The sequence below is a fragment of the Candidatus Aquicultor sp. genome (assembly GCF_054640775.1).
Genome location: NZ_JBTSLF010000097.1, coordinates 1 through 10,234 on the forward strand (window position 1 = coordinate 1; position 10,234 = coordinate 10,234).

General features: G+C 51.9%; 7 protein-coding genes. 4 read left to right on the forward strand and 3 right to left on the reverse strand.

The genetic code is table 11. The features are described from left to right. Positions 1-3: 3 nt before the first annotated feature. The 4 genes from ACYC56_RS08960 to lepA all read left to right on the forward strand — a co-directional run bounded on the left by ACYC56_RS08960 (position 4) and on the right by lepA (position 4,255). Complete coding sequence (locus ACYC56_RS08960) at positions 4-168, forward strand: DUF433 domain-containing protein (protein ID WP_461373846.1); 165 nt, start codon at positions 4-6, stop codon at positions 166-168. Between the two features lies 1 nt (position 169). Continuing rightward, positions 170-532 (forward strand): DUF5615 family PIN-like protein, encoded by a 363-nt coding sequence (locus ACYC56_RS08965; protein WP_461373840.1) that lies wholly within the window; start codon positions 170-172, stop codon positions 530-532. Positions 533-787: 255 nt separating this feature from the next. Beyond that, a complete protein-coding gene (gene murJ, locus ACYC56_RS08970) occupies positions 788-2,449 on the forward strand; it encodes a murein biosynthesis integral membrane protein MurJ (RefSeq protein ID WP_461373841.1) in 1,662 nt (553 codons plus the stop codon). Further along, the gene (gene lepA, locus ACYC56_RS08975) at positions 2,450-4,255 is read left to right on the forward strand and encodes a translation elongation factor 4 (protein ID WP_461373842.1); all 1,806 of its coding nucleotides are present in this window, start codon (positions 2,450-2,452) and stop codon (positions 4,253-4,255) included. Positions 4,256-4,364: 109 nt separating this feature from the next. Here the strand turns inward: lepA and ACYC56_RS08980 are convergent, their stop codons facing one another. The 3 genes from ACYC56_RS08980 to ACYC56_RS08990 all read right to left on the reverse strand — a co-directional run. Continuing rightward, positions 4,365-4,628: a hypothetical protein gene (locus tag ACYC56_RS08980; protein ID WP_461373843.1), complete on the reverse strand. Its 264-nt coding sequence runs from the start codon at positions 4,626-4,628 to the stop codon at positions 4,365-4,367. A gap of 95 nt (positions 4,629-4,723) precedes the next feature. Beyond that, positions 4,724-9,100, reverse strand: coding sequence for an S-layer homology domain-containing protein (locus ACYC56_RS08985; RefSeq protein WP_461373844.1), 4,377 nt, complete (start codon positions 9,098-9,100; stop codon positions 4,724-4,726). 30 nt (positions 9,101-9,130) lie between these two features. Further along, positions 9,131-10,234: S-layer homology domain-containing protein (locus ACYC56_RS08990; RefSeq protein ID WP_461373845.1), on the reverse strand; the 1,104-nt coding region annotated here is incomplete at its 5' end.

Below are 10,234 nucleotides of genomic sequence, written 5' to 3' on the forward strand. Positions count from 1 at the left end.
AGGATTACCGTTGAACAAGTTTTAAAAGCTCTAGCTGGCGGAATTACGACTCAAGAATTACTTGATGATTACCCTGAACTAGAGCCTGAAGATATTCAGGCTGTGCTGCTCTATGCTGCTGAATTAGTAAGTGAAGAGCAAGTTTTTAAAATTAGCAAAGGCGCTTAGAATGCAACATAAGAGCTTAAGGTTCTTGGTTGATGTAGGGGTGAGTAAAAAGCTAGAGAAATGGCTTCAAGATCAAGGATATGATGTATTAAGCGTAAGGGATATTGATCCGCGTATGTTTGATAGTAAAATACTTGAAATGGCAGTTTCTGAAGGCTGCATGGTTATTACAATGGATCGAGACTTTGGCGAGCTAGTTTTTAATTCAGGGTTATCCCATACAGGCGTTTTATTATTAAGGCTTGAAAATGCAAGGTCTGAGGAAAAGATTGAGGCTGTAAACAAGATTTTAGAAAAATATTCAGATAAGTTAATCAATAAATTTTGCGTTTTTAAAGATGGAAGACTAAGAATCAGAAAATAAAAGCACGCTCCACGCCTCGTCCATTATACGAGCCGCTTCTATATCTTCTGGCAAACTGACGATAACACGATTCATAGAAACAACCCTCTTTGTAGTAGAAATATAATATCACTATGATATCAAATCGGCATCATATTATTAATGACTTATCTCATCCGGAATGCTTGGGCTATCCATCAATCTATAACGCCGACAACCACGCTATGCTATAATTTTGGAGGACTATTCGAAAAAATCCAGGGTAAAAGGTTGCGAATGCAGAACGATGACATTGTGCCCGGTGGGGCGGGGAACGAAGTCCTTGCCGCTGAAGCCGGATTTCAAGCGGCGGAGGCAAAAGCACCGTCCATAGCTAAATCAACGGCGAAGATGTCCGTAGCGACGACCGTCAGCCAGGTGACAGGGTTTTTGCGGAGTATGGCATTGGCATATGCGTTAGGCAGGGGATTTCTCAATGACACATTTTCAGCAGCCAATGTCATGCCGAATATGATCTTTGAGCTGGTTATGGGCGGCATTATGGGATCGGTTATCGTTCCCGTCTACGTGCAATATCTGTCTGAGAAACTCGATGACGAGGCACGTCATATGATTAGCAACCTCGCCAATATAGTCCTTCTTCTGGCACTCGTGCTAAGCGTGATCGGCTCGATCTTCTCTCCATTCTTCGTGCATCTGATGACGATCCGCAAGCCCGCAATGAATACGCCGGTTATGGTCATGTTCTTCAGAGTGTTCGCGTTTCAAATTATGTTCTACGCGATGGCCGGCATCTTTAGCGGTGTACTGAACTCGCATCGCAAATTTACCATGCCAATGGCCGCGCCAATTCTAAACAACATTGTCGTTATTGCTACAGTCCTTGGGCTCTTTTTACCGTATGATAAGACAAATCACGAGCTCGCGCTGCTTCTGCTTGCGATAGGGACGACGGTGGGCGTTGTAGTGATGGCCTTGGTGCAGATTCCAACGGTTATTAAAGCGGGCTTAAAGCCGCGATTGACGCTCGATTTTAAGCATCCCGCGGTCAAACAAATCGCCATCCTCGGGTTGCCTATGCTCGGATTCGCAATTACCGTGCAGCTTAACACCTATATTATCTATATGTTGCTGCTATCGTATGATGGTGGGGCGATGGCGTATCAGAACGCCCTGGCGTTTTTCCGGCTGCCCTACGCGATATTTGCGGTCTCGATCGCGACAGCCATATTCCCCGAGCTATCGCGCTTCGGCAACGCCAACGACCTTCCGAGTTTCAAAAAGACGCTTTCCCTTGGATTGCGCACGACGACCTTTATCGTCATCCCGTCCGCGGTCTATATGGCCATCATGGCCAAGCCCATCATCGGGCTCACCCTGCAGCATGGCAGGTTTGATAGCGTGGGTACGGACATCACCGCGGCTATGCTCACCTCGTTTTCGGTCGCGCTGCTCTCGTTCTCGCTTTACAACATGCTTACCAGGGTTTATTATTCTCTACAGGATACAAAAACGCCCATGATTATAGGTGCCGTCAGCGTGCCACTGCAGATTGCGGCCAGTTTCTTGCTTATCGGGAAATTCAACATGACCGCTCTTCCTCTGGCATATGCGCTGGCGCTTTCGTTTGGCGTCGTAATCCAACTGTATATTTTACGGAGAAAAATAGGCTCCATCGGGGCCTCGATTATATTTCGGGCAATAGGCAAGCAAGTCGCCGCCGCCGCGATGGCGGGTCTCGTCATCTTCGCAGCGTATTATGCGATTCAATCGCTGGGGCTGCCGCGTATGCTGGGCCTGGCACTTGAGATTGCGGTCGCCGGCGTGGCCGGTGGGATCGCTTATCTGGGATTGGCGCTATTGCTCGGCATCGAAGAAGTCGATTTTATTAAAAGATTATCGCGAAGATTCCTTCGCGCAAAGGTGACACAAGCATAAATGAAGCAGAGTAATATACGAAATTTCAGCATTATCGCACATATAGACCACGGGAAATCAACGTTGGCGGACAGGTTGCTTGAGGTGACCGGTACCGTTTCTGCGCGCGATATGACGAACCAGCTCTTGGACTCGATGGATCTCGAGCGCGAGCGGGGAATCACGATCAAGGCGCGAGCGGTCAGGATCAACTACAAGGCCAAGGACGGGCAGGAGTACATCCTTAACCTCATCGACACGCCGGGTCACGTTGACTTTACCTACGAAGTCTCACGCAGCCTCGCCGCATGCGAGGGGGCGCTTCTTGTCGTTGATGCAGCCCAGGGGGTCGAGGCGCAAACGCTGGCCAATACGTTCCTGGCGCTTGAAAACGACCTGGAGGTTATCCCGTTGATCAATAAGATCGATCTGCCCAGCGCAGACCCGGAGAGGGTCGCGAGGGAGATCGAGGAGAGCCTTGCAATCGATACCAGCGACGCCCTGAAAGTAAGCGCGAAAACGGGCGAGGGGGCGGTCGAGGTTCTCGAGGCGATTATCAACAAGATACCCGAGCCGAAAGGAGACCCCGATGCGCCGCTCAAAGCCCTGATCTTCGATTCGATGTACGACTCCTACCGCGGTGTCATTGTCTACATCAGGGTTGTCGACGGCTCGATCAAAAAAGGTCAGAAGATACGGATGATGGCGACCGGAAGGGTTGCCGAGGTCGAGGAGATCGGCGTGATGCGTCCCGAGATGGACCAGGTGCAAGAGCTAGGGGCGGGCGAAGTCGGTTACTTGATCGCAGGAGTCAAGGATGTCCGTGACAGCAAGGTCGGCGATACGATAACCAACGCAAAGGGTGGGGCAGTCGAGCAGCTTCCGGGATACCGTGAGGTGAAGCCAATGGTCTTCTGCGGGCTGTATCCGGTGGACGGAAGCCAGTATGAGGATCTACGCGATGCCCTCGGTAAACTGCAACTAAACGACCCTGCGCTTGCATATGAGCCTGAGACGTCCTCAGCGCTCGGATTTGGCTTTAGATGCGGCTTCTTAGGGCTTTTGCATATGGAGATCATCAAAGAGCGCCTGGAGCGTGAATACAACCTCGAGCTGGTTGCAACGGCACCCAGCGTCGCCTACCGGGTTATCAAGACAAACGGGCAGCAGATTACGATCCGCAACCCATCGGAGATGCCCGATCCCCACATAATCGAGAAGATGGAAGAGCCGTTTGTCTCTGCGGTCATCCTGTTGCCGAACGAATACGTCGGTACGGTAATGGATCTTTGCCAGGATAGGCGCGGGATATTTAAGAACATGCAGTACCTGAGCGAGAACAGGGTGGAGCTGCAGTACGATCTGCCGCTCGGCGAAATCCTGTTGGACTTTTTCAACCAGCTAAAATCACGCACGCGCGGGTACGCTTCGCTCGATTACGATCACAAAGGCTACGTAGTGACCGAGCTGGTGAAGCTGGACATCCTGCTCGGCGGAACGCCGGTCGACGCGTTCTCTTGCATCGTCCCGAAGGACAAAGCCTACAGGATAGGCAGGGATCTTGCGAATAAGTTAAGGGATATCATCCCGCGACAGATGTTCGAGGTAGTTATCCAGGCGGCGATCGGGAGCAAGATCATCGCGCGCGAGTCGGTTAAGGCAAGGAGAAAAGACGTCCTGGCCAAGTGCTATGGTGGTGACATTTCGAGGAAGCGCAAACTTCTCGAGAAGCAAAAAGAAGGTAAGCGCCGCATGAAGCAGGTGGGCAGCGTAGAAGTCCCCCAGGAGGCGTTCATGCAGGTTCTGCGCGTCGAGGACAACAAATAGAGGAATGTCGAATTTCGAATTTCGAATTTCGAATTGATGAAGAGGTCTAGCATAAATGGAAGAGGGTATGCTTGGTGCATACCCTCTGTTAATTTGACGGGTTTCTGTTTTATGCTGCCTTCATCTTTTGCTCGATTTCCGGGCAGGTCGTGACGTCGACAGGTGAGTTATACATATCGTGCGGGCATGCCATAAGCAGGTCGCGCATCGGCATCATTTTGCCTTTCTCAACCTCAACTTGACGGTCACCCGTCATGTCCATGAGGTCTTGGCGGCTGATCGGGAAGTTAACACCCTTCAGCGCCTCGCCCAGGGACGCCGCTCCGTACGCTTCGCCTTTCTCCGGGCCCGGTTTATGCTCCATACTTTCCATTAAAGTCCACTCCTTTTAGTATCCAGAATTTATCGCGCTGTTCTAACTTTTACCCGCAAAAATGCCCATTAAACAGCACAAAACAAAAGAGAGGACTACTTCACTAATCCCGCAATCAGCTTAGCCGCTTCGGCTCTTGTTGCATAGCCATTGGGCTTGAAGGTGCGGTTGGGGTATCCAGAGATGAGGCCGGCTTTCACGCATGAGTTGACGTAGCCTTTTGCCCAGGACGTATTGATATCGATAAGCGTGCTGGTACCGCCGGACAGTTTCAATGCTTTTGCGAGGATCGAAGCGATCTCCGCCCTGGTTATGCTTCTGCCGGGCGCAAACGTGCCGTTTGGATAGCCCGAGATGGCGCCATGGGCTTTGGCCGTTTCAACGTAACTATATTCCCAGCTTTGTTTCGAGACATCGCTAAACGACGGTTTGGCCGGGTTTGCCAGATCCCATCCCATGGCCAGGCAGATCATCTTGGCGAACTCAACACGGGAGACCGCTTTGCCCGGCCTGAACGTCCCGTCGGGATATCCTCCAAGAACCTTGCGTGTCACGAGCTTGGAAACATGCTCCTTGTACCAGGCGTTTGATGGCACATCTGAGAAGGTGACCTCAGCGGCAACCTCGGCCAACGCGGTCTCAAGGCTGGCCGGGGCGCTCTCATTTCCTGCTTTATCGACCGCGGTAACGTAATAGGTATACACAATTCCTTTGTTGGCGGTGGTGTCGTTGTATTGGGTTATGCTCATGGTGGCGAGCGGGGTAACCTTGCTCGGCTTATCGGGTCCGCCGTCGCCCATAATCCTGTAAACCCTATATCCCGCCAGGTCTGCCTCTTTATTTGCATCCCAGGCGAGCTGGATCAGCCCTAAGTTAGTCACAAGTTTTAAGCCCTGGGGCGTCGCCGGCGCTTGGTCTTGCGGGGTTGGGCTTGAACCGCCGCCTCCGCTTGACGGCGGGGAAGATACAACGGGTTGCTTGACCACGGCGAATGGGGAGAGCGAGCTTACGAGTCCCGTTATCGTCTTGGCGATGGTATCCTTCGAATAGGTAACATCGATCCATGCGCCGGCCTGCCAGTGCCGCAGTTTAAGGGTTGCTTCCTCTGCCGCCGAGATACTCGGGTCGTAGGGGAAGGTTACAAGTATATCTCCCGTGAACTGCGCAGTTGTAGTTACCTCGTAGAAATTTCCAACCAGCTGGAACCCGGAAGGGATGGGCGGGGCAGTGCTGGCAATGCTTATCGTTGTCGTGCCTTCGGCGGTTACCGTGTCGAACGTCATCGTAGTGCCGAGGCCAGGGCTGACGGTCGTATGCGTCCCGTCGGTGAAGGCCGATGGGGCGGTTGTATTTGCTATGCTCACGTTGATCTGGCTTTCTGAGAAGTTTCCGGCGTTATCGTATGCCCTGGCTTTTAGCGTATGACCGAAATTCGAGTAGCGCGTGGTATCGAGCGTCAAACTATATGGCTGGACCGTAAATGTCTCTATACTACTACCGTCCATATAGAATAACACCTCTGAAACATCGCTTAACGTATCGGATGCGCTTACCGTGAACGACACGTTCCCTGCGAGTGTGGCACCATCACTTGGCGCTACAATCGAGCAGCCAGGAGCGGTTGCATCAACCTTCAGCTCGGAGAGGTTCTGAACTGTCTTGGTGTTACCTATCGTATCGACCGAGTAATAATACAGCGTGCCAGATGTCGTCTCGGGTACGCTGAGCGCCGTCGAGTACGTCATCCAGGGACCACTGCTCGATGTCCAGGAGTAGAAGGTAGCCCCTGGCTCACTTCTCGTCAGCGTAATTGTTGGAACGGTCTTAAACCAACCGTTTTCACCATCCGGTGGAAAGGGGCTGATGATGGCGTTGCTGGTTGGCAAAACGGTATCCTTTGTTTTAGTAACTGCGTTGCAGAATGCGCTGGTGTTTCCAGCCTCATCGACTGCTTGTGCGCTTATCTTTATCTGCCCGTCTTTTAATTTAGTAAGGTCAAGTTCGGCATTAAACGTGCCGGTTGATTCAATGGTGGTCGTAACCTCTGTGTCGTTGTCGGTTGCTTTTATAAACACGATGGTCGACGTATCGGATGTTCCGCTTATCGCAACCTCGCTCACACCCATTGCGCTTAACGTAGAAACGGCCGTGATTTGTGGGACGGTGGGCGGCATCGCGTCGACTTTAAGTGTGGCGGTGCGCGTAACCTCGGTATTCCCAGCCTGGTCTAACGAATGGTAAGTGATCGTATGGATACCCTCGGGTACGGGTATGCTTATATTGGCCTCAGGATCGCCGCTGACGGATGTCTCCGCCGAACCATCCCATTTATAATGGACGATAGCGGGTGCGCTATGTCTCTCATCGACCATAAACGAGACAGTCGGGGTCGTGTTTTTGTACCAGCCGTCGATCCCATCGGGTGACGCGGGGTTTACCGTCATGGTGGTCGTAGGGGCGGTGATATCCCATTTGAAATTCTTTTGCAGGGGGCTTGCCTTTGTTCCTTCAGTATTTCCTGCCTCATCAACCGCCCAGTAATAGAGGTCATGGGACCCTTCTGCAAGAGTGCCCTTGCTTTCAGGCAGTTTTACCGTACCAGTTGTCATCGTCTCATCACGGCTATCCCACTGGTAATAGAAAGTGGCCGGCTCGCTCGCGCTCAAGGTAATCTCCGGCGCGGTTTTATACCAGCCATTTGTCCCATCGGGAAATTCCGGAGTGGCTGTGACCTCGGTTCTCGGTGAGATCGTATCAACCTTGATTTCCTTGCTCTGCGTAGGTACCTCACGGTTACCGGATGTATCGATCGAATAGTAGTAGAGGGTATGGGCGCTTTCAGTAGTCGAAAGCGTAAGAGGGGAGGTTGCGGTTGCCTCTTCGTCACTATCCCAGAAATAATGTATGGTGGCGGGTTCGGTCGTTGAGAGCGTTACTGAAGGCGTGTTCGATTTGTACCAGCCGTTGGTTCCCATAGTTCCGTTAATAGCAATTGAGGTGACAGGCGGCACTGTATCTGCCGGAAGCTCTGTTTTAAAGCTAAAGCTATAGGGTGCTGCAGACTCGAGGTTGTTGTCCGATATATCCGTAACGGCATCCGCCGGCATGTCTACCTTGTAGTTGCTGTTATAGTTTAGTCCATTTGTCACTTTAATTGTGAGGATGTTGTCCTTGATCGTCCTGGCTATACTCGGGCTTGCGCCCGATAAGTCAGTTACTCGAATATCATCAAAGTGGGTGCTTTTCTTTATGGGCTCGCTGAAAAATATCTTGATGTCCTGGCCGACCGGAGTATCCGTATCACCGTTTTCCGGTGAGGTACCGCCGATCGTCGGCTGTTTATTGTCCTTGTAAGCGTACCCCAGGTCGCCGTTTGTGACGTCATAGTAGCTTATGTGGATATTGTTTGAAGCATCTCTCGCGATGGATGTATACTCGCCGACATTGTTGGAGTCGCCGTCGACTTTCTCTACGTGCCATCCCCTGGCATCCTTGTAGGTGTATTTTAAATTGCCGTTCGCCACATCGTAGTAGCTGATGTGCGGCATTTCCGACATATCGCAGGTTATTGAGGAATACTCGCCGACGTTGGCGGTTTCCGTGTCTACGGTCTCACGTTGCCAAAAACCGATCGGGTTCCGGTAGGCGTATCTCAAATCGGCCTTGGTCGTATCGTAGTAGCTCACATGCGCTTTACCCGCTCCATCCAGGGCTATCGAGGTATACTTGCCGGTATCACCGGTATTATCAACCGTTTCTATGTGCCACCTATTGCCAACCTTGTACGCATATTTAAGGTTATGGTTGGTCTCATCGTAGTAACTGATATGGATAATGGGGGTGCCGGTCGAGTTATCTATAGCGATCGCCGAGTACTTACCGACGCTATCGGTGCCGTCAACCGTTTCTATTTGCCATTCAGCCCCATCCTTATAGGCGTATTTTAAATCCTCACTTGTTGCATCGTAATAGCTGATGTGGGGATATTTCTCTTTGTCGACGGCGATCGACGTGTAAAGGCCGGCCATCGAGCCGTGGCTCTCCACAGGTTCGGGATTCCAGTGACCGGAGTTATCTCTTATTGCATATTTGAGATTAGCGTTACCGGTATCGTAGTAGCTGACGTGGGCGGTATCCGATTCGTCAATCGCGAGCGATGCGTATTCTCCTACGGCGCCCGTATTATCTATCGTCTCACCGCTGAAGGGGTGCCAACCATCCGAGTCCTTATATTTGTATTTAATTGCGGTCTCGGAGGAATCGTAGTATGCGATGCACGGCTCACCGGATGAGTCGAGCGCGATTGAACTGTGCCGGCCCACGTCTCCCGTGGTGCTCTCCAGTATCTGTGTTTGCCAGGTGCCCGCCAGAGCGACCTGGGAAAACAGGGCGATTAGCGCCAATCCGGCTATACCCATCTTAAGACCCAGGGCGACCGATTTTCGCCCCGGTGATTTCGCATTCCTAGACATTGCATCCCCCTCAAAAGACAGCAGTAAGAACTATTTTTTATAATCCAACATCGAGACGATCATCTTGCATGCTTCAGCCCTGGTGGCAATGGCGCCCGGTTTGAAGGAGCCGCCACGGTATCCGCTGATCAGGTTTGCCTTTACGCAGGCCTCGATATAGTTCTTGGCCCATGAGTACCTGGTATCCCAGAACTTAGTAGTGCTGTTTTCGATAACAGGTAGATCCAGGGTAAGCGCCATGATCTTTGCGATCTCCGCCCTGGTGATATAATCGTTCGGCCTGAAGGTGCCGTCATTGTAGCCACCGATAGTCCCGTGCTTTATCGCCGTCGCCACGTACTGGTACTGCCAGCTTCCGCGCGCCACATCGTTGAAAGCCTGTTTTGTTGGATTATCCAGTTGCCAGCCCATCGCAAGGCACAGTACCTTAGTAAACTCGGCTCTCGTGATGGCCACGTTCGGCCTGAACGCCCCGTCGGGGTATCCGGTGATCGCTTTCTTGTTTGCCAGGGTCTCCACGCATGTCCTGAACCAGGCGTTCGACGGCACATCGTTGTAGATTACCATGCCCGCAACAACACCCAACGATGACCTTACTACGTTTGAACCGGCGCTCTCTAACGCATCAGAGCCTACCGCGACCACGTAATAGGCATAGACCACGCCTGTTCTGGCGGTCGTGTCGATATAAGTGGTACCGGTGAGGTAACCGGCATTGAGCCGCCCGTAGCTACTTGTACCTTGTTGCCGGTAGATGATATATGATACGGCCCCATTGGCTGCGTCCCACGCGAGAGTAATCGCTGAAGCCGAGCTGCTGGCTTTAAGATTGGCCGGCGCTTTCGCCGTACTCGATACCTGTGTTGTGAAACTGAACGAGTAGGCGGCGGCAAGGGAGTTGCCATCGTTATCTTTAACTGCGCTTGCCGGAATCGAGACCGTGTAGCTCGTGCCAAACGCCAGGTTGGCGGAAGGCTTAATGCTAAGTGTAGCCCCGCTAATACTGATGGCTGAGCTTACAGAAGTGGCGCCGTTCTTCACCGCGATGTTTGAGTACGCGCTACCTGACTGGATGGTCTCATTAAAGGTAACCGTAACAGTTTTACTTACCGAAACACCGGACGTGTTGCTGCC